The organism is Bifidobacterium pullorum subsp. gallinarum, assembly GCF_000741215.1.
GTDB lineage: Bacteria > Actinomycetota > Actinomycetes > Actinomycetales > Bifidobacteriaceae > Bifidobacterium > Bifidobacterium pullorum_B.
This window is the reverse complement of record NZ_JGYX01000005.1, coordinates 345,183-366,284: the sequence shown is the minus strand read 5'-3', so window position 1 is coordinate 366,284 and position 21,102 is coordinate 345,183. Positions and strand designations below refer to the sequence as shown.

Annotated in this window: 14 protein-coding genes; 10 read left to right on the top strand and 4 right to left on the bottom strand. The window is 61.8% G+C overall.

Translation table 11 applies throughout. The features are described 5' to 3' along the window. Positions 1 to 7: 7 nt before the first annotated feature. Together BIGA_RS07250 and BIGA_RS07245 are read right to left on the bottom strand one after the other, a co-directional pair. Positions 8 to 337, bottom strand: a complete 330-nt coding sequence (locus BIGA_RS07250; RefSeq protein ID WP_237744081.1) for a variant leucine-rich repeat-containing protein — start codon at positions 335 to 337, stop codon at positions 8 to 10. Positions 338 to 381: 44 nt separating this feature from the next. After that, a complete protein-coding gene (locus BIGA_RS07245; RefSeq protein ID WP_033507038.1) occupies positions 382 to 960 on the bottom strand; it encodes a hypothetical protein in 579 nt (192 codons plus the stop codon). Between the two features lie 144 nt (positions 961 to 1,104). On the opposite strand from BIGA_RS07245, the gene metG reads away from it, so the two are divergent. Beyond that, a complete protein-coding gene (gene metG, locus BIGA_RS07240; protein ID WP_033507040.1) occupies positions 1,105 to 2,973 on the top strand; it encodes a methionine--tRNA ligase in 1,869 nt (622 codons plus the stop codon). A gap of 207 nt (positions 2,974 to 3,180) precedes the next feature. Here metG and BIGA_RS07235 read toward each other — a convergent pair whose 3' ends face one another. Next, positions 3,181 to 3,780 carry an ATP-binding cassette domain-containing protein gene (locus BIGA_RS07235; protein ID WP_237744080.1) on the bottom strand — a complete coding sequence of 200 codons (600 nt, stop codon included), beginning with the start codon at positions 3,778 to 3,780 and terminating at the stop codon, positions 3,181 to 3,183. A gap of 152 nt (positions 3,781 to 3,932) precedes the next feature. Then, positions 3,933 to 5,900: a hypothetical protein gene (locus BIGA_RS07230; RefSeq protein WP_033507044.1), complete on the bottom strand. Its 1,968-nt coding sequence runs from the start codon at positions 5,898 to 5,900 to the stop codon at positions 3,933 to 3,935. A gap of 154 nt (positions 5,901 to 6,054) precedes the next feature. Between BIGA_RS07230 and BIGA_RS07225 the strand changes: the two genes are divergently transcribed. The 9 genes from BIGA_RS07225 to BIGA_RS07185 all read left to right on the top strand — a co-directional run bounded on the left by BIGA_RS07225 (position 6,055) and on the right by BIGA_RS07185 (position 21,101). Then, on the top strand, positions 6,055 to 6,732 hold the full coding sequence (locus BIGA_RS07225; protein WP_033507045.1) for a response regulator transcription factor: 678 nt from the start codon (positions 6,055 to 6,057) through the stop codon (positions 6,730 to 6,732). A 37-nt stretch (positions 6,733 to 6,769) separates the two neighbouring features. Continuing rightward, positions 6,770 to 8,098: a sensor histidine kinase gene (locus BIGA_RS07220; protein ID WP_051917159.1), complete on the top strand. Its 1,329-nt coding sequence runs from the start codon at positions 6,770 to 6,772 to the stop codon at positions 8,096 to 8,098. Between the two features lie 676 nt (positions 8,099 to 8,774). After that, complete coding sequence (locus tag BIGA_RS07215) at positions 8,775 to 10,448, top strand: RNA-binding domain-containing protein (protein WP_033507046.1); 1,674 nt, start codon at positions 8,775 to 8,777, stop codon at positions 10,446 to 10,448. 300 nt (positions 10,449 to 10,748) lie between these two features. Further along, the gene (locus BIGA_RS07210) at positions 10,749 to 11,726 is read left to right on the top strand and encodes an aldo/keto reductase family protein (protein ID WP_033507047.1); all 978 of its coding nucleotides are present in this window, start codon (positions 10,749 to 10,751) and stop codon (positions 11,724 to 11,726) included. A 512-nt stretch (positions 11,727 to 12,238) separates the two neighbouring features. Beyond that, positions 12,239 to 14,086, top strand: a complete 1,848-nt coding sequence (locus BIGA_RS07205; RefSeq protein WP_033507048.1) for an ABC transporter ATP-binding protein — start codon at positions 12,239 to 12,241, stop codon at positions 14,084 to 14,086. Between the two features lie 17 nt (positions 14,087 to 14,103). After that, complete coding sequence (locus tag BIGA_RS07200) at positions 14,104 to 15,909, top strand: ABC transporter ATP-binding protein (protein WP_033507049.1); 1,806 nt, start codon at positions 14,104 to 14,106, stop codon at positions 15,907 to 15,909. 465 nt (positions 15,910 to 16,374) lie between these two features. Further along, a complete protein-coding gene (locus tag BIGA_RS07195; RefSeq protein WP_033507050.1) occupies positions 16,375 to 17,694 on the top strand; it encodes an ATP-binding protein in 1,320 nt (439 codons plus the stop codon). Positions 17,695 to 17,809: 115 nt separating this feature from the next. Next, entirely contained in the window at positions 17,810 to 18,619 is an 810-nt protein-coding gene (locus BIGA_RS07190) for a hypothetical protein (RefSeq protein WP_051917158.1), read from the top strand. A gap of 295 nt (positions 18,620 to 18,914) precedes the next feature. Then, positions 18,915 to 21,101, top strand: a complete 2,187-nt coding sequence (locus BIGA_RS07185) for a glycoside hydrolase family 127 protein (RefSeq protein ID WP_033507051.1) — start codon at positions 18,915 to 18,917, stop codon at positions 21,099 to 21,101. The last annotated feature ends 1 nt before the right edge of the window (position 21,102 follow it).

Sequence of the window (21,102 nt, the reverse complement as noted above, 5' to 3'; positions counted from 1 at the left end):
TCAGGTCTCATGCGAGCGAGGCGAGCAGGATATCCAGTGAGCGCCTGACATGGGGGCCGCCTTGCTGCGAGATGTATTCCAGGAGATCGGCGTCGGCATTGGGGTTGGCCACAATCCAACGTCGCAGCTCCGGATGGCTGCGGGCTATGGCCCACAAGGTCTCAACCGGCGTGTCCGGTGCGCAGGCGATGGCCGGCGTGGGCTGCAACGGCGGCGGGGGAACCGCGGCCGTTGCCTGTCGGATGCGCTGCAGTGTGAGGGCGTGCAGCCGTTCTTGTGTCGTAGATGCGCTGCGCTGCTGCGTGTGCGTCTGTAGTCGTGCAAGTCGGGCGGTCATGGGGGGCTTCGGTGCTGTATGCGGTCGGGGGTGGTCGGGCGTAGTTAGAAACAGGGTGCGAGATATTCGAAGAATGTGCGGGCGCGAGGGGCGTTGGCCCAGTAGCGGTTCTCGTCGAGGATGTCCAGGCAGTCGCGTGGTTTGCAGCGTCCGGAATCCATCATGGCGTAGATCATGGCGGCGGCTTCCCTGCCGGGGTGCTCGGTGGCGGGGAGCAGCGCCAGATCGCATGCCGTCCGCGCCGGCGTGGTGACCTGCAGCGAGCCTATGGTGGCGATGTGGTCGCGCGGGGCCTTGCGGTTGAACACCCGGACCCGTCGTCCGCGTATCGGGGCGCGGTAATGCGAGGTGGAGATGACGTCGATGGTGTCGGGGAAGCGACCGCCCAGCCAGACCCACGCGGCGCTGACGGCGCAGGACACCGTATTGAACGGCTTGAGGATGTTGGTGATGTTGGCCCTGCCGAACAGCGTCTCCGCGTCCTCGGACAGGTAGGCGCTGTCGTCGTCGAGCTGGTGGATCGCGCCGATCTCGGCGAGTCGATGCATGCTCATGGGGCCCGGAAGCGCGTCGTCGCGGAGCAGCGGGAACATGGCTGCCGTGGTTGGTGATGTCGTATCCATGGTTCGACGGTACGCGTCGGCAGTGGTCGGTGCCAGCGCCGGAGGGAAAGTTGTGGATATGTGGATAATCGCCGGTGGACCGCGCTGTATGGTGCGTAAGTCGGGGTTGACGAACTGTCCGCGCTGAGCCTGATAATCGGGGCTATGACTCATGTACTGGTGAATGTTGCCTGGCCGTATGCGAACGGCCCCCGCCATATCGGCCATGTGGCCGGATTCGGCGTCCCCTCGGACGTGTATGCGCGCTATGAGCGTATGAAGGGCAATGACGTGCTGATGGTGTCCGGCACCGACGAGCACGGCACCCCGATCCTGGTGGAAGCGGAGAAGGAGGGGCTGAGCGCCCAGGAGCTGGCGAACCGGTACAATCGCGTGATCGCCAAGGACCTGTGTGACCTGGGCCTGAGCTACGACCTGTTCACCCGCACCACCACCGGCAACCACGAACGGGTGGTGCAGGAGCTGTTCAAGCAGTGCCTGAAGAACGGATACATCTATAAGGGCACCCAGAAGGTGGCGATCAGCCCCTCCACCGGGCGCACGCTGCCCGACCGCTACATCGAGGGCGAATGCCCGATCTGCCACACCGACGGCGCGCGCGGCGACCAGTGCGACGCTTGCGGCAACGAGCTGGATCCGGACGAGCTGATCAACCCGGTCTCGAAGATCAACGGCGAGACCCCGCGCTTCGAGGAGACCGAGCACTTCTTCCTGGACCTGCCGGCGCTCGCCGAGGCGAACCTGGCGTGGCTCAAGACCCGCACCGACTGGCGCACCAACGTCATCAACTTCTCGATCGGCCTGTTCAAGGAGGTCAAGCCCCGCGCCATCACACGCGACATCGACTGGGGCATCCCGGTGCCGGTGGATGGCTGGATCGACAACCCGAACAAGCGCCTGTACGTGTGGTTCGACGCGGTGATCGGCTACCTGTCGGCCTCGATCGAATGGGCCCGCCGCTTCGGCGAGACCCCGGAGGACTGGCGCAAGTGGTGGTGTGACCCCTCCACGCCCGGCTACTACTTCATGGGCAAGGACAACATCACCTTCCACTCGCAGATCTGGCCCTCCGAGATGCTCGGCTACAACGGTGCCGGCTCCAAGGGCGGCGAGGCCGGCAAGCTCGGTCCGCTCAACATGCCCGAACAGGTGGTGGCCAGCGAGTTCATGACGATGGAGGGGCGCAAGTTCAGCTCCTCGCGCGGCATCGTGATCTACGTGAAGGATATCCTGGCGCGCTACCCCGTGGACGCCGTGCGCTACTACATCTCGGTGGCCGGTCCGGAGACCTCCGACGCGGACTTCACCTGGAGCGAGTTCGTGCGCCACAACAACGAGGAGCTGGCCGCCAGCTGGGGCAACTTGGTCAACCGCGTGGCCAACCTCATGCACAAGAACTTCGGCGAGATCCCTGCGCTGGACGAATCGAAGATGACCGACGAGGACCGTGCCCTGCTGGAGGAGACCCGGACCGCGTTCGCCACGGTCGGCGACCTGATCGAACGCCACCGCCAGAAGAACGCGCTGACCGAGGCGATGCGCGTGGTCGGCGACATCAACAAGTACATCTCCGCCACCGAACCATGGAAGATCAAGGACGACCCGGCGCGACTGGGCACCGTGCTGCACGTGGCCGCGCAGGCTGTGTCCGACGCGAACCACCTGCTGGCCCCGTTCCTGCCGCACTCCGCGCAGAAGGTGTGGGAGGCGCTGGGCGGCACGGGCGTGTTCTCGCCGCTGCCGCGCATCGAGGAGGTCGAGGATCTGGACAAGCCCGGCTTCACCTATCCGATCATCACCGGCGACTACAAGCTCGGTGAGACCGTGCGCCCGTGGGCCAGCGAGCCGATCGTTCCCGGCACCCCGGTGGCCAAGCCCACGCCGATCTTCGCGAAGATCCCGAAGGAGGCCGTCGAGGAGGAGCTGGCGCGCTTCGAGTCCGAGCTGGCCGCCCGCCGTGAGGCCGAGGCCCAGCGCCTGGCCGCCGAGAAAGCCAAGCTCGCCGCCGAGTGAGTTTGGCGGGTGGTTGACTCCGGTCGTCCGTCGTGCAACGGATGACCGATCGACGCTGCTACGCCGTCGGCGTAACGGTAGTCAGTTGTTAAAAAGGTGGCGCTGGACCCTTCGTCCGCGCCATCTTTTCAACAGTTCACTTGTTTGGACGACGGAATGACGAAACCGCTACGGAGAACAGGTGGCTGATGTGGCGGTGTACATCCGTTACAGTTTGATGATGCGGTCGGCGTCCGCGGCGTCCTCTTCGTTATGCGTCGTGTAGATTACGATTGCCCCGTCGTCGGCGAAGCGTCGTAGGTGATGCATGACCACGGCCCGGTTGTCCGCGTCCAATGCCGCGGTCGGCTCGTCGGCCAGCACGATGCGCGGCGAACGGATGACGATCCGCGCGATGGCGACGCGCTGCTGCTCGCCGCCGCTCAACGTGTACACGAGCCGCTTGTCATACCCGTCCAGATGGACGACGTGCAGCGCGCGTCGTATGAGCCGGCGTCGTTCGGACGCTGCCACGCCGACGCAGCGCAAGGCCAGCTGCAGGTTCTGAGCGACGGTCCATTGTTCGACCAACGCGTAGTTCTGGAACATGAACCCCATGACGTTGCGGTGCATGAGCCGCCGTGTCCGAGGGCTCCCGTCGGTCAGGTCGCGTGTGCCGTAGGTGACGACCCCGCCGGTGGGCCGTTCCAGCAGACCGAGCACGTTGAGTAGTGTGGTCTTACCGCAGCCACTTTGGCCGGTGAGCGCCGTCATCTGCCCGGGCAGGAATTCCAGATTGAGACCGGACCACAGGACCCGTTCGCCCATGCGTTTGGTTAAGCCGCGCACGGCTAGGGTTTTGTTGGGAATCTGTGATGCTGCTGACATGGTGATGCTTCTTTCGGAATATAGTGATGTGAATTGGCAGGATTGCCGTGGGGCAGACGTGTCCGGTCATGCCGACTCCGGCTGGCCCGGCATTACGGATGCTTGATGCTGTCTGCACGGAGCCGTGAATCGTAAACCATGGTGGTGGCCATCGTTGTGATGGCGAAGGCGACTGGGGCCGCCACCAGACAGATGACGTTGAGCTGCATCAGCGCACACGGCAGCACCGCCGCCGCGCAAAGAGCCAGCATCAGCAGTACGATGGCGCTGTACCGTAGCCGCGACGTGGCACCGTGAATAAATTCGACGAACATGACTTGACGCCGCAAGGTGCACATGATCAGTGCCAGCATGACGCCGATGCCGAGGGAACAGGCGAAGGCGATCGCTGCGACAATGGTGAAGAAGATCGTCTCTTGTTGATCGATGGCCAGTTGGTTGGCAATCTCGTCGCGGGGCCGAATAGCCGACGATACCAGTGGAAGCGTGTCGGCGTCGCGCAATGCCGCGATGATGGCCCGGCGGGATTGATAAGTGAACGTCATGCCGCCAGTGCTGGCCATCGCCGTCGTGGTGCTCCCGCTGAGCGATTGCGCGTCTAGGACGACGACTGGGACGCCGGTGGTACGGTCTTCCGGCGTTGCGTTGAACGCCCATGGCGTCGCCTTTGTGGGCATGGTTGTGACGGTTACGTCCTGTGTAGTGATGTCCGGCAGAGATTGATGGTTGCTCGCTGCGACTTCCTGTTCAAATGCATAGGAAAATAGTGCATTGGTCTTGACAGATGAGGGGACATAGGTGCCTCCCGTAGGCATGAGCACGGTGACCGGTGTTCTGTCTGACGGAGTAAGGAGATGCTGTTGCTCCGCTGTGTCCGGATCCATGATGATGCATGTCGAATTCGGCATCTGCCCGCCATCGATCCATGTGCATCCCGTTTGGAACGAGGAGAACCGTATCCGTTTGGCATTGGCTGCATGATCAATGAATGTATTCCACTTGGGCATATATTGCGCTTGTGTCTGATCGCTGACGAACCATAGCAAAAGCTGGAAACCTGGCTGTGATGTACGTAACTGCGTCAGAGATGTTGACTCTGCCTCAGTGTTAGCGCGTTGTGTGATGGCGTTGTTCATGCTGGTCATAGTCAAACTCAGCACCACTACAGTGGCTAGACAGCTTGCCACCATAAGAAAACGCAATGGGCGCTTTCCATTGATTTGGGCGATGATGCCGGGTACGGCGAGTCGGACAATGATGATGGCCGCAAGTGCTGCAAGCATTGTGAGCATGGTGGTTATCGACATGATGCCTAGGAACACTCGGCCGGCAAAAACGAATGGTGAAGCGTGCGGCCAACAGATAAGCCCGATGCCGATCCACACCAGCCATCCGATGAGCATGGTCCCTAGCGCAAACAGCATATGCCGCAATCCTTGACGGGCAATGACACTGATGTGCCGCCTGCCGTGGAACTCCTGGACCACGCTGATTCTGGACGAGGCCGACGCGGATACCGCCGCGGCGATGAACGTCATGACAATCCCGGCGAAGATGATTTGCGAGATACTGTTCGAGAAGAAGCTCCCGATTCGCTCGGAAGCGCTGATGGCGGTGCGGTTGACGAATTCAAATCCCCTGGCGTGGATTGCGTCGGCGGCTTGCTGCGCATCGTCCGCCTGGCCATAGATGAGCCAACGACCGAGCGGATTGGTAAGGTCATCGCCCTTTCGCACAACGGTGTGAGCATTGAACCCGTAATCCGGATATGTTGCTTTCTTGACAAAAGAGGCATACGTATCGGAGGGCCCGAATATCGTTATCTGTCGTTCGAAACCGCGTTCCGCATTGGATTCCGATGTGACCTTGGCAAGCATGACGTGGTTCTTTTTCGCTATGTTCAACATGTCGGACAGCGTGTGGCCGTGTGCATCGGAAATGCCGATGCACTGGCTAGGGCCCGAAGGGTAGGTGTCCTCGCAATTTTGCGCATACAACCCGCCTGTCGCAATGACGAGAATCACAGCCAGAATCGAAGCGATCTTATACACCCAATGCATATTGGATTACTGTGCCTTTCGTTGATGGGTGCGACCTTGTGGTCGTGGTTACCGACGCTAATGGTCCGCGGTTGCGCGAGAAAGCCGGTGTGACGGGAAACGTCACAGTGGTATGGTTGGGGCGAATGCCGGAAAGCGATGCGATAGGGGGCGTATGGAACGAGATCGTAGTTCGGGATTACGTATCGCCGTGGTGGACAACGACCGCTGTTCGGCCGACATGATGACGCTGTTGATTGGCAGGGCATTGCATGGTGATAGGTTGTTGTGGTCTACGGACAACCCTGCGCTGGCGTTGGAGCGATGCCTGTTCGACGTCGTCAAACCGGACGTGCTCATTGCCGACCTGATCATGGACGGGCTGGACGGGGTGCAGCTGACGGCACGGCTCCGCCATCGCGAATCGCCGATCGCCGTATTGATCGTCACCTCGTATGATCCGTCGGCCTACCGGGAAGACATCGTGGCGTGTGGGGCGCAGGGGATGATCCCGAAACGGGACTTCGCCCGTGATGCGTGGCGCGCGATCCGGGCCATTGCCTCCGGATCAACGTACCCGAGCGATGGTGGTTTTCCGAATGTGTGCAAGGCGAACCGTCTGGCCGTGGACGCGAATGGGAATGGCGGTTTACTGGAACATCCTCCGTTCTCAGAACGGGAGCTGTCAATACTCCGCCTGTACGGCCGCAGACTATCGACGACGCAAATTGCGGACCGGCTTGGTATCGGCGTTGAAACTGTGTACAGCCACGTCAAACGCGCCATGCGCAAGATCAATGTGGCGAATCGCCGCGAACTGCTCGATTACTGTGACCGGTACCATGTGCTGTGACGCGAGCAGACGAAGGAGTCTTCCCGCGAGCGGGCGCGTGCGCGGTTCCACGGACGACGGTGATCTGCGTGTCGTCATGCTCGCCTGCACGTTGTTGGCTGCGATCGATTCGGCAATCGAGCTGTTCGCCGCGCCGGTATTCGACTGGCGTACAGCCGTCGCCGAGGCGGTGCTGCTGGCCGCGATGGCGGCGGGTATCGCCCGGCCTGTGGCGGGCAGCGTGCTACTGGGGGTCACGTGGTGCGTGGCGTTCCCGTTGCCGGTAGGGTTGTCGATGTCCCTGAGCGTGGTGATTGCCCTGCCGTTGGTCGTGCTGTCGTACCGGCGCACGGTGTGGGGCATTGCGTTGATGGGGGCTGCCATGGCGTCGCGGATTGTGCAACTGTGCAGCTTAGACGCGTTCCCGGATCGACCGATGTGGTGGCGGGTGCTGACGGTGATGCCGTGGTTAGCGATGCCGCTCGTCGTGCCCGTGATGGCGGGGGTGCTACTCAGATGGCGGCGCATCCGACGGCAACGTGCGGCGGAGGCGCGCCGTCGCACCGAGGCTATGGGCGTGGCGGCCAGACTGCATGATTCGACGACCAACGAATTGTCGTATCTCATCATGGACATCGACCATCTCTTGGGGACGCCGGAGGCTGGAGCGACGGTGGCCGATTCCCTGCGACGGATGCGCGCGACGGCCGGTCGTGCGCTCGAACAGACCCACGCCGTCATTGCGATGCTCCGGGAGGGCTCCGCTGACACGGGTGGTGTGGTCGGGGCGGGCGATGATTCCCTACGTGAGGGTCCGGCGTCTGTCAGTTCAGGGGAGGGTGCCGGGGCGGTATCGGCGAGGGGACGGGCGGATTCCGTGCGAGGCCTGGTTGACCGATGCCGGCGGGATGCAGCGGCGCTCGGCATAGCCGGCGAAACGGTGGTGACCGATCCCCGGTGGTGCCTGGATCGCTTGGATGCGGCGACGGGGGAGCTGATCCGTGCGGTGATTCGGGAACTGTTCGCGAACATCATGAAACACGCCAATCCCGCTGCCGGCTACGTTGTGGCCGTCACCGCTGGTCTTGACAAAGTGTGCGTCTCCTGTGCCGATGTTCCCCAGCGGGACGTGGGTGGGAATGACGTGGCGACGCAAAACAATCGTGGAGGTCTGGGCATGGGCTTCGGCCTCGACCATCTTCGAGCCAGCGTAGAGGCGCGCGGAGGACGATTCGAGGTCCGAGATGATGCGGGGTATTGGAGTTGCGCGGTAACCGTGCCGTTCCTGACGGGGCGTGAGGTTCGTCAGGAGCGTGGGGCCTCGCTCGCTGGCGGCCCTGCCCCTCGCGGCCGGCTGGGAGGGGCAGAGGCGGTGACTGGTCGCTGATGAGGCCGGATGCGTCGCTGAATGGAGCGGTGGCATTCGGTGGCAGCCGTCATTGTTCGGCTATGTTGGCGGTTCGTTTGCGATTGCCGCTGCTCGACTGTTGAAGTATTAGCGCTAACCGCCGTGTTTGCGGCATGTATTCAACTGTTGGGAAGTTGACGTCGGGTCGTCTGGGATTATCTGCCGGGGCACCTGTTGAAAAGTATGTGCCAACTGCCTCGTTTGCGCAGGGTATTCAACTGTTGAGATATTGACGCTGGGCCGACTACGGTTGTCCGGCGGATTACCTGTTGAAAGTATGCGCCAACCACGTCGTTCGCGCCGACGCTTCAACTGTTGGGAAAACGGCGAATCACACAGTGTCGTCGGCGTTGTCTGGCCCTCACATTCCCGCCACATTCCTCTCAGGGAGCTTTGAGGGAAACGCGGATTTTCCTCCAAGCAACGGGCGGTTATATGGATGTCGTCAGCAGTTACGGCTGGTGGCGAGGTTCCTGGCAGAACCCCATAACTGAACCCTTCTTCTCTCTTCTCTCTCACCCGGCGGCTCCCTCCGCCGGGTTTCTCTTTGTTTCAGTGGGATCCAACATAAACGCTACGCCGTTTGCGTGCAGCCGTATAGCTGCGATAGACTAATCTGCAAGAAATTAGTCTATATTCTAGTCTATGGGGGCTTATGATCAGGGATTTGTCGGAAATGCCAGCGCTTGTTCATTTCCTACTGGGGGATGTGGAAACCGAGGTTGTTGAATACAAGGAAGCAAAACGAAATTTTGATTTCGAGAAGCTGGGCAAATACTTTTCAGCGCTTAGCAACGAAGCGAATCTTCGCGGCATGGAGTGCGGATGGCTTCTATTCGGGGTGACCAATAAGAGGGAGATATGCGGCACTGCTTATCGGCAGGAGCAACGACATCCGAGTGTCGGGCTTCGTAGCCTTAAACACGAAATCGCGGAGAACCTCAACAACGGTCTTACATTCGAAGAGATTTACGAGTTCGACGTAGACGGGAAACGTGTGGTGGCGTTTCAGATACCGCCGTGCGAGTTTGCCTCTCCGACAACGTGGCGCGGTATTCCGTGGTCGCGGGAGAATAAGTCGCTTGTGCAGATGCCCCGGTTCAAACTGGAGGCGATTTGGGGACAGTCGCGCCCCGACTGGTCGAAAAAGGTGTCATTCGAGGCGAATCTCGACGACCTCGATCCTGAGGCGATTCGATTCGCATGCGAGCGTTACGTTGACAAGTACGCCGTGAAGCAACCTGCCGTAAAGTCGCTTGACGAGGGGGAGATGCTTCGCAAGATGGGTTTCCTCGTCCACGGCCACATCACAAACGCTGCGATTGTGCTTCTTGGACGCCCCGAGTCGACCGTCTTCCTCGGAGGGGCGGCCCCCAGAATCACGTGGACTCTTTACGCCTCCGATGGACGCGTGGAGACATATGAGCATTTCGATCCGCCGTTCATCCTTCAGGTGGACAAGGTGCTGGGGAAAATCAGGAACGAGCGGTACCGCTATTTCGATAGTCGGGTCACGCTATTTCCTACCCTCGCCAACAAATACGACCCTGAGGTCATCCGTGAGCTGTTGCATAACGCCATCGCCCATCAGGACTACCGAAATTCAGGCAAGATCAACGTGTTGGAATACGAGGACCGCCTCGTGTTCAAGAATGAGGGTTCCTTCATTCCCGGAACCATTGAAAGGGCGCTGGAACCCGGCTATAAGCCGCCGTATTACCGGAATCGCCTGCTTGCGGACGCGATGGTCGATACGGAGATGATTGATCAGAACGCTATAGGTATCAGGAACGTTTACGAGATCCAGCGTGGCAGGATGCTGCCTTTGCCCACCTACGACCTTTCGGAACGAAATCGTGTCTCGGTCACCATTTATGGCAGGGTTCTTGACGAAGCGTATACGCGATTGCTCGCTGCGGAGCCGGAGATGGACCTTGAGACAGTCTTCATGCTTGACCTCGTTCAGAAGAGAAGTCCTATCACTCGGGAACAAGCGAGGGTTCTTCGCAGCAGGGGCCTTGTCGAGGGCCGCTATCCGAAGCTTACGCTCTCGTCGAAAGTCGCGGGGATTATCGGTACCCATGAGGAGTATGTGCGGCGGAAGGGGTTAGACGCGAGCATCTGCAAAGAGCTCATCATAAAGTTTCTGCGTACTCGTCCATGCACGCGGGCGGAAGTTGTTTCCGCCATATCGCACGCACTCCCGGAAGACATGAACGACGCACAGCGCAAGAAGCATGTGAGCTATTTGCTTCAGGAACTACGCAAGGAGCGCCGCATCAGGCCTGACGGCGCACGGGGGAACGCACAGTGGATGTTAGACGAATAGACTAGAGAATAGACTAATAGTTTGCGTTTCCAGTCTGCTCGGCGGGCTCATCAAGCTGCATGCGTGCATTTCCTTCGCTATTTGGAATGTCATCGAGGCGTATTCCCAGATTGGCGCGTGTCCTCAGTTGACTCTGGCGGGCAAACCGGCGGTATCGTGTTTCGTCTTTTCGATGGAGGGTGGGTTGAAGAAAGGTAAACGATGTACTATGGTGGTGGGCACAACAGTGGGATATCGCAGCGGATACCGGCCCGACGATGAGGATTGGGGAGCGATTCCCGCATGTGAAAGGAACCGTACATGCAGTATCGTAACGTCGGCAAGGCCGGCATCAAGGTCAGCGAGATCGCGCTGGGCAGCTGGATGACCCGGCTCGAGGACACGGCGGCCGTGGAGAACGCGGCGCAGATCGTACGCAAGGCATGGGAGGCCGGCGTCAACTTCTTCGACTGCGCCGACGCCTACTCCGGCGGCGACGCCGAGATCTTCCTCGGCCGCGTGCTCAAGGAGTATCCCCGTGACGAGGTCGTGGTGTCCAGCAAGGTGTTCTTCCCGACCGGCCCCGGTGCGAACCAGCACGGCCTGTCCCGCAAGCACATCCTGGCCAACTGCGAGCGGAGCCTGAAGAACCTCGGCATGGACTACATCGACTTGTACTACTGCCACCGCTTCGACCCGACCACCCCTATGGAGGAGACCCTGCAGGCGTTGAGCGATCTGGTGGATCAGGGCAAGATCCTGTATTACGGCGTCTCCGAGGAATGGAGCGCCGCCCGCCTCGAGCGCGCCCAGCGCATCATCTCCGAGCGCGGCCTGCACCCGATGACGGTGGTCCAGCCGCAGTATCACATGCTGGACCGATATATCGAGCATGAGATCGTAGAGACCTGCGAACGCTACGGCATCGGCATCACGCCGTTCTCTCCGCTCGCACAAGGCCTGCTGACCGGCAAGTACCGCAAGGGCCAGCCGCTGCCCGCAGGCTCCCGTGCCACCTGGCAGGCCGACCGCCAGATCAACGACCTGCTCACCGAGGAGAACCTGGACAAGGTCGAGGTGCTGCGCAAGGTGGCCGACGGGCTGGGCCTTGCGATGCCGGTGCTCGCGCTGGCATGGATTCTGCGCTTGCCGGTCATCAGCTCGGTGATTGTCGGCGCCAGCAAGCCCAGCCAGCTCGAATCCAACCTGGCGGCCTCGGGCGTGGAGCTGCCGGCGGACGCGCTCGCCGAAATCGATCGTATCCTCGGCTTCCGCCGTTTCGAACGCCACATCGGCTGACGGTTAGGGGAGCGGACAAAAATGGTGTGGCCCAAATTCGTTTGGGCCACACTTAAGTGGTCTTTTTGATGCACGGTGCCGGTACTGGTGCGCCATATGGACCTGACGGGGGCAGGCAATCACGAAAAAACCATATACGTCCGCATGGGGCTGAGCAACCGGAAAACGTTGTGATGGTGCGGCAACACGCGGATGTGGTACAAGGTTGCAGTCGGTGGCGGTTGTTCTAGAATGAACCGCGTTTGCGAATCCGAACAGGGGGTTCGGCCGGGAGAAGAGCCGGTGACGGGACTACTCGAAACACGACGGACGTGAATCGTAGCGGCCGCGGAATGGCCGCACCACAAAACCGAAACCGAAAACCAAGCAAACACAATCCAAGAGTCAGCCGGTGACCGTCGAACGAGACGGTGGCGTAGCCATGCCACCGGATTCTGCGCGGACGTGTCCGTCCAGCGGCGCCGACGCCTTGCGGATTGCCTACCTACCACAGGAGTGAGGGTTCCCATACCATGTATGTCGATCCGAACCGCAACCAGCAGGCCAGCAACCTCCGTTGGATCCTGCCGTACTGCAAACCCGACCTGCCACGAGTGCTCGGCGCGGTGCTGCTGTTCATCGTCAATGACACGATGGCGCTGATCATCCCGCTGATCACCGGTGTGATCGTGGACCAGGTCATCACCGGCGGCCACGCCGACATGCTGACACGGCTGTGCCTGATCATGATCGTGTTCACGCTGATCCGCGTGGGCTCCCGCTACGGCTACCAGATGTTCATGGAGCGTTTCGGGCAGAACACCATCTTCCGTCTGGTCTCCGACCAGTACGAGAAGCTGCACCAGCTCGACTTCACCTACTTCAACCACACCCGCGTCGGCGACATCATGAGCCGCATGACTTCCGACACGGACGCGATGCGCCACTTCCTGTCCTGGACCACCTACAACATCCTCGACTGCGTGGTGATGTTCGTCGGCGCGATCTGCGTGATGTTCGCCATCGACTGGCGGCTCGCCCTCGCGCTGGCCTGCGTGACGCCGTTCATCTGGATCTTCGCCCGCCAGCTGTCCAGCCATGCGCGGCCGCTGTTCCTCGACATCCGCAACTCCCTGGCCTCGCTCAACTCCATGGTGGAGGAGAACATCGAAGGCAACCGCGTGGTCAAGGCCTTCGTGCGCGAGGATCATGAGACCGAGAAGTTCGACGAGCGCAACGACGACTACATGCAGCGCAACATGGCGCAGGCCTACAACTCCCGCCGCTATCTGCCCTGGCTGGACGGCTGCTCGTTCTCCCTGCAGCTGATCACGCTGGTGTTCGGCGGCTGGCTCGTGATCAACGGATACATGACCCTCGGCAACCTGGTCAGCTTCAACAGCTTCTTGTGGATGATCGACGGCCCGGTGCGCCAGTTCGGCTGGCTGCTCAACGACCTGCAGCGTTTCAACGCCAGCTGCGTGAAGATCCGCCGCCTGCTCACCGCCAAGTCGCGCATCGTGGAGAAGCCCGACGCGGAGGAATCGGTCAAGCAGGCCGTGACCATCCAGAGCCAGGTCGGCCAGCAGCGCGCGGCCGCCCCCGACCGCATCAGCGGCGAGATCCGGTTCGACCACGTCAGCTTCGCGTTCCCCGACGACCCGAACACCCCGATCCTCAAGGACATCGACTTCTTCGTGCCCGCGGGCACCAAACTCGGCATCCTCGGCGAAACCGGCGCGGGCAAGTCCACGCTCGTCAACCTCATCTCCCGGTTCTACGACCCGACCGTCGGCCACGTCGTCATCGACGGCATCGACGCGCGCGACTGGCCGCTGACCACCCTGCGTTCGCAGGTGTGCGTCGTCGCGCAGGACACGTTCCTGTTCTCCGATACGATCGGCGGCAACATCGCATTCGGCGCCGGCGACAACCGTGACGAGCGCTACATCCGTCGCATGGCCACCATCGCCGGCGCCGACGGATTCATCCGCTCGATGCCCGACGGCTACAACACCGTCGTCGGCGAACGCGGCGTCGGCCTGTCCGGCGGACAGAAACAGCGCCTGTCGCTCGCCCGCGCGCTCGCGGACGACCCGGCCATCCTGATCATGGACGACACCACCAGCGCCGTGGACATGGAGACCGAGGCCGAGATCCAGCGGCATCTCAAGGAAATGGGCGGGTCGAAGACCATCATCACCATCGCCCACCGCATCTCCTCGATCAAGGATGCCGACCTGATCCTCGTGCTCGAACACGGGCAGATCGTGGAACGCGGCGACCACGCCAGCCTGGTCAAATCGCACGGCCGGTATTGGGAGATCTACAAGAAACAGCTCGGCATGCAGTCCGGGCGTTCGCAGGGATACGACGAGTAAGGAAGGAGGATTCGACCATGGCACAACGCAATACCTACCGCGAGGACGAGGCGCTTGAGGAGCAGATCAACCTCAAGGACATCCTGCGCATCGGCGCCTATCTGAAGCCCTACAAGGCCGACGTGTTCCGCATCCTGGCCGTCGTGATCTTCATGAGCTGCATCGCCGTGTCCATCCCGTACATGACCAAGATCATGATCGACCAGATCATCCCGGCCGGAGATATGACCGGACTGCTGATCCTGGGCGGTGTGTTCCTGGCGGCGATCGTCGTATTCGAGCTCTGCCTGCGGTATCGCACGGTGGCGATCACGCGCGTGGGCCAGCTGATGCTCAAGGACATGCGCCGCGACATCTTCACCCACATCCAGACCCTGCCGTTCAGCTACTTCGACTCGCGTCCGCACGGCAAGATCCTGATCCGCGTGGTCAACTACGTGAATACGCTGTCCGACACGCTCTCCTCCGGCCTGATCAACGTGATCTCCGACGTGTTCACGTTCCTGATCACGTTGGTGGTCATGTTCGTGATCGACTGGCGGCTGGCCCTGTTCAGCCTCATCCTGTTCCCGCTGCTCATCATCTGGGTGCGCGTGCTGCAGTACTTCCAGCGCAAGGCCTACCAGAAGCTCTCCAACAAGCAGAGCAACCTGAACGCCTACATCCACGAGTCGATCGCCGGCGTCAAGACCACGCAGACCTTCGCTCAGGAGCAGGCCCAGTACCGGACCTTCCAGGAGCAGTACGCCGACCAGCGCACCGCCTGGATGCACGCGGTGCACATCCAGTTCCTCATGTGGCCCGGCGTGCAGACCATCTCCGTCATGACGATCTCGTTCATCTACTACGTGGGCGTGATGGGATTCGGCGGCGTGAGCGTGACCACCGGCGTACTCATCGCGTTCGTGGGTTACGCGAACAACTTCTGGAACCCGGTCATCAACATCGGCAACTTCTACAACCAGCTGATCACCTGCTCGGCCTACCTGGAGCGCATCTTCGAGACACTGGACGTGGTGCCGGAGATCCGCAACAAGGAGAACGCCTGCGACCTGCCGCAGATCCGCGGTCGCGTGGACTTCAACGACGTGGTGTTCCGCTACGAGGAGGGTGGCCGCAACATCCTGAACCTGGTGGACTTCCATGTGGAGCCGGGCAGGACGATTGCGCTGGTCGGCCCCACCGGCGCCGGCAAGACCACGATCATCAGCTTGCTCTCTCGGTTCTACGACGTCTCCGAAGGCTCGGTGACGATCGACGGGTACGATGTGCGCGACGTGACGCTCGAATCGCTGCGCCGGCAGATGGGCGTGATGCTGCAGGATACCTTCATCTTCTCCGGCAACGTGCGCGAGAACATCCGCTACGGCAAGCTGGACGCCACGGATGAAGAGATCGAGGCCGCGGCCAAGGCCGTGCACGCCCACGAGTTCATCATGGAGCTGCCCGACGGGTACGACACCGTGGTGGAGGAGCGCGGCTCGACGCTGTCGGCTGGGCAGCGCCAGCTCATCGCGTTCGCGCGTGTGCTGCTCGCCGATCCGCGGATCCTGATCCTGGACGAGGCCACGTCGAATATCGACACCCGCACCGAGGAAGCGCTGCAGGCGGGTCTGAACCACCTGCTCAAGGGGCGTACCTCGTTCATCATCGCGCACCGCCTGTCCACCATCGAGAACGCGGACGAGATCTTCTACATCGACCACGGGCAGATCATGGAACACGGTTCGCATGACGAGCTGTTGGCGCAGAAGGGCGCGTACTACCGCCTGTACGAGTCGCAGTACGCGATGATCCGCGCCGCGCACAACGCGGATCTGTGAGCCTCGGCCCCTGCTGGAACGGAACATCGCTTCAGTGGGCGGATGATGGCTTCAGTGGGCGCCTCGCGGGGGATTTCCTCCGCGAGGCGCCTTGATATTGCAAGGATTAACGGGCCGGGTCTCGGCTGTGGGGCGCCCACTGAAGCGTCAACCCGCCCAGTGAAGGAAGATCGAGGGCGGAGGGAGATGTGTTGCTGGCGAGGGACTTTGGCCGCTCCGGTTCGATTTCGCCAGTTGTGGAACGAGGCGAGATTAACACCTACCGTTATCCGAATATGCCGTGATGTTCGAAGAATCGGGTCTGAATCATTTGTAAAATCCAGTCTAACTAATTCGAAAAAGCCTTAGTGAATCATTCGAAAAAACCATAGTACAATAGTTGAAAAAGCAAGTTTGCATTGTTCTCATGTGTAGGATGTGCGCTAGGAGCCACCCGGTGCGCGCAGTCGTGGCAAGGGAGGGGTCATGTCGGAGTCATATGTTCCGCGCATCGTGGACGCTGCTGTCCGTGACTATCTTGAAGCGTTTCCGGCGGTCTGCATCGAGGGGCCGAAATGGTGCGGCAAAACCACAACGGCCAGTCAGCATGCGGCTTCGCAGTTCAGCCTTGCTGACCCCTCTGGCAGCTTCCGTAACCGGAGTATCGCGCAGCTTGATCCCGCGCTTGCGTTGGAAGGTGCGGAGCCGCGGTTGATTGACGAATGGCAGGAAGCTCCCGCATTGTGGGATGCTGTGCGGTTCGAGTGCGATAGAAGTGTGGGGCACGGGCGTTTCTTGCTGACTGGATCGGCCACGCCGAGAGCGGCGCAACGGCCGATGCACAGCGGTGCCGGGCGCATTGCCCGGCTGCACATGTCATCCATGACATTGATGGAGCAAGGAGTGTCCTGCGGCAAAGTTTCGTTACGAGGATTGTTCGCAGGCGAATCATATACGGCGAATTCCAGCCTTGACCTGGAGAGGATAGCTTCGCTTGTGGTGCGCGGCGGATGGCCCGCGAATCTGGGGATGGACGATTACCACGCCGAATTGACGGCCCGCAGCTATCTTGACGCTGTGGCGGATGACGACTTGTCTGCGGTCGACGGCGCGGCACGTGATCCTGCGAGGATCCGTCGGGTGCTGACCTCACTGGGACGCAACGAGGCTACGTTGTCCAGCAAGGCAGCGTTGCTGCGGGATACCGCCGAATATCTACCCGAGGACGCCGAGGGCAAAGGTGTCAAGCGCAGGGGAGGACGCGGCCCGGTTGCATTGTCCGAAACGACGCTGGACGACTATCTGGGTGCGTTGAACCGTATGCACGTTATTGAGGACATCCCTGCATGGCGGCCTGCCCTGCGTTCGCCGGTGCGCATCCGCGCGGCCATGAAACGGCATCTGGCCGACCCTTCGCTGGCTGCGGCGGCTATCGGCGGTACCGCGGAAACGTTGCGGACCGATCCGAAGACGTTGGGGTTCCTGTTCGAATCATTGGTGACGCATGATGTGCTGGTATATGCCCGTGCCATGGATGCGCAGGTGATGCACTACCGGGATGATTCTGGTCTGGAAGTGGATCTGATCGTGGAGATGCGGGACGGGACGTGGGGTGCGTTCGAGGTGAAGCTGGGTGCCGTGCAGATTGATGAGGGAGCCGCCAATGTGCTGCGGCTTGATCGTAAGATGAGCGAACGGGGGCAGCGTCCTGCTTCGGTGAAGGCCGTCATCGTGGGGGTGGGGAGCTTCGCATACCGTCGCGACGATGGCGTGCAGGTTATTCCACTGGATACGTTGGGCGTGTGAGCGGCGCTGATAGGTGTACGACGCCCATGGGTTCGCGCATTCGGCATACGCCGAGGACGGCGGTGTAGACTGAGCGGGAACGCATACGGTCACCATGGTGGGATGGAGGTGCTCGATGTCGGAGCGGAACGACGATGATATGGCCGGTACGTCAGATGGCGCCGAACGCCACGATGATCCCGGTGCGCGCGAGGGCATCGTCTTTACCGAAGAGCAGCGGGAGGCGCTGGCCGGGCTGGCCAGCGAGAACACCTACGCCAAGCAGTCGAAATGGCAGACGTTGCGCGAACTGCCGATGAAGGACAAGTGGCCGTTCTTCGCCCAGCATTTCCTCGGTGCCACCGTGGCCATTGTGGCGGCCGTGGTGGCGGTGATCGCGTTCGTGGTGAATTTCGTGACCCAGCCGCCGGATCCGCTGCTGTACATCGCCGGCGTGAATATGTCGCAGGGGTATACCGAGCCGATGGAAGCCCTGGAACGGCGGTTCGTGGCCGATGAGGGGCTGGACTCCGAGCTGGTCACCTACGATGCGAACTTCACCATCACCGAAACCGGTGTGAGCGGCGGCATGGTGGACGGCAGCTCCCGATTGTTCACGATGGCCTCCGTCGGGCAGGTGAACACCATCATCACCGACGAGGAGACGTTCTGTGAGTTGTGTCAGCGTGGATTGACGTCCGCGCTGGAGGAGGTGCTGCCCGCGGACCGGATTGAGGCGTTCGAGTCGGCGGGGATCACGGTCGATTCCGGTGTGAAGGATGCGCAGGGCGATCGGTTGCCGCTCAAGGGACTCGACCTGGACCGTTCCGCCGAATGGACGGCGGACGGCGACCTGCCCGAAGACGCGGTGCTGTGCTTCTCCAACGTGACGGAGACCGGCGTGGAATACCCGCGGGCGTTCGTGGAATTCCTCGATTTCGCCTGATTTCCGAGGTGTCTGGACCAGACGCCTCCGGTTACTGGGTTCCGGCTCGTTCAGTGGGTGCCGGGCCCTCGGCGATTGCCGGCGATGGTGGATTGACGGAGTCCAGTTGAGTTGTCCGCTGACGCAGGATGTGCGACGATGATTCCGCATCGGCGTGTACAGTCCACCGCATCGACGATTTGTCCACCTGCTGCCGGTGGCCATGTTCGCTATCGTGGACGGCATCCCATGCCGGAATATGATGCGCGAACCGATGCATCCGCGCCCGGAATGCACCTGTAAGGAAGGAAACCCCATGCAAGAGCACAACGCACAACACAGCCGTCCGCTGGAGGTGTCCCGCGTCACCGTGACCGACGCGTTCTGGCACACCGAACAGGAGTTGGTGCGCACCGCGGTCATCCCCTTCCAGTGGGACGCGCTGAACGACAACGTGCCCGGTGCCGCCCCCAGCTACTGCATGCACAACTTCAAGGCCGCCGCGCGCCAGAACGCGTCCAAGGCCGCCCAGGGCAAGGCGTTCGTGCCCCCGGCCTACACGTTCCGCGGCTTCGAGGCGCTGCCGGAGGATCCCGCGCACCCCGATCCGGACGCGTTCTATGGCTTCGTGTTCCAGGACTCCGACTTCTCCAAGTGGATCGAAGCGGTCGGCTACAGCCTGGCGCAGCACCCCGATTCCGAACTCGAGGCCACTGCCGACGCCGCCATCGACATCGTCTGCAACGCCCAGTTGGACAACGGCTACCTGGACACCTACTACATCCTCAACGGCATGGACCGCGCGTTCACCAACCTGAAGGACCACCACGAACTGTACTGCCTGGGGCATCTGGTCGAGGGCGCCGTGGCCTACTACCAGGGCACCGGCAAGGACAAGCTGCTCAAGGCCGCCTGCCGCTTCGCCGACTACGTGGACTCGGTCTTCGGACGCGACGAGGGCAAGCTGCACGGCTATCCGGGGCATGAGATCGCCGAGATGGCGCTTGTGCGGCTGTACGAGACCACCGGCGAACGCCGGTATCTGGATCTGGCGCGCTACTTCGTCACCGAACGCGGACGCTCGCCGCTGTATTTCGAGGCCGAGGACCGTCGTCGCGCCGAACTCGACGGCACGGCGGTCGAACCGAACACGAACCTGCCCAAGCCGTACGCCTACTATCAGGCGCACGAGCCGGTCGTCGAGCAGACTGAGGCCGTCGGGCATGCGGTGCGTGCCGCTTACTTCTACTCGGGCGTGGCCGACGTGGCCCGCCTGACCGGCGACTCCGACCTGCTGGCCGCATGCGATCGGCTGTGGCGCAACATCGTGGACCGCAAGCTGTACATCACCGGCGGCATCGGCGGCACACACATCGGCGAAGCGTTCTCCTATGACTACGACCTGCCGAACGACATCGCGTATTCGGAGACCTGCGCGGCGATCGCGCTCGCATTCTTCGCCCGCCGTATGCTGCAGATTCGCCCGGTGTCGGAATATGCGGACGTCATGGAGCTGGCCCTGTACAACACCGTGCTGGCGGGCATGGCGATGGACGGCAAGAGCTTCTTCTATGTGAACCCGTTGGAGGTGGACCCGACCGCCTGCCATCGTGACGAGCGCAAGTTTCACGTGAAATCCGTGCGTCAGAAATGGTTCGGATGCGCCTGCTGCCCGCCGAACATCGCCCGCATCGTCGAGTCGATCCAGCAGTACGCCACAACGGTGAGCGACGATTCGTCCACCCTGTACACTCATCTGTACGTGGGTGGTGAGGCAACGGTCGAGCTTGGCGGGCGGCCGGTGGCGCTCGTGATGGACGCGAACCTGCCGTGGCGGGGCGACGGCCGTGCGGTGGTGCGGATTGCGGACAAATCGGACATGCCTGCCAATGCTGTGACCACTGCCACGTTGGCCTTCCGCCTGCCGGCCTGGGCGGGCGGCGAGGCGGCGGCCGACGCGATCCGCGTTGAGGGCGCCGCCGGCAGCCGCCTCTCGCGCGAGGTGCGTGACGGCTACCTGTACCTCACCGGCGAATGGCGGGATGGCGATACGGTGACGTTCGACTTCCCGATGCAGGTGCGGATGCTCGCCGCGAACCCGAATGTGCGCGAGGACGCCGGCAAGGTGGCGTTCATGCGCGGACCGGTGACGTACTGCGCCGAGGGTATCGATAATGGCGCGGCGTTGCACCTGTTGCACGTGGACGCTGCGGCGGTCGCGGCCGACCCGGACGAGGTGCGCATCGAGCGGACCGGGTTCCACGCCGGAGCCGAAGGTCTGGATGAGCGAGGAACCGGCGAGGTCGAATCCGTCGAGCGTGACATCGTCCGACTGACGGTTCCCGGCTGGCGTGAGTCCGGTGACGTTCGGAGTGTTACCGGCGGCCCGCTGTATGCCGCCTGGCATCCGGCTGAGCGCGAGTCCGCGTCGATCACGCTGATCCCGTACTTCGCATGGGCCAACCGCGGCGAGACCGAGATGACCGTCTGGCTGCGTGTGTGAG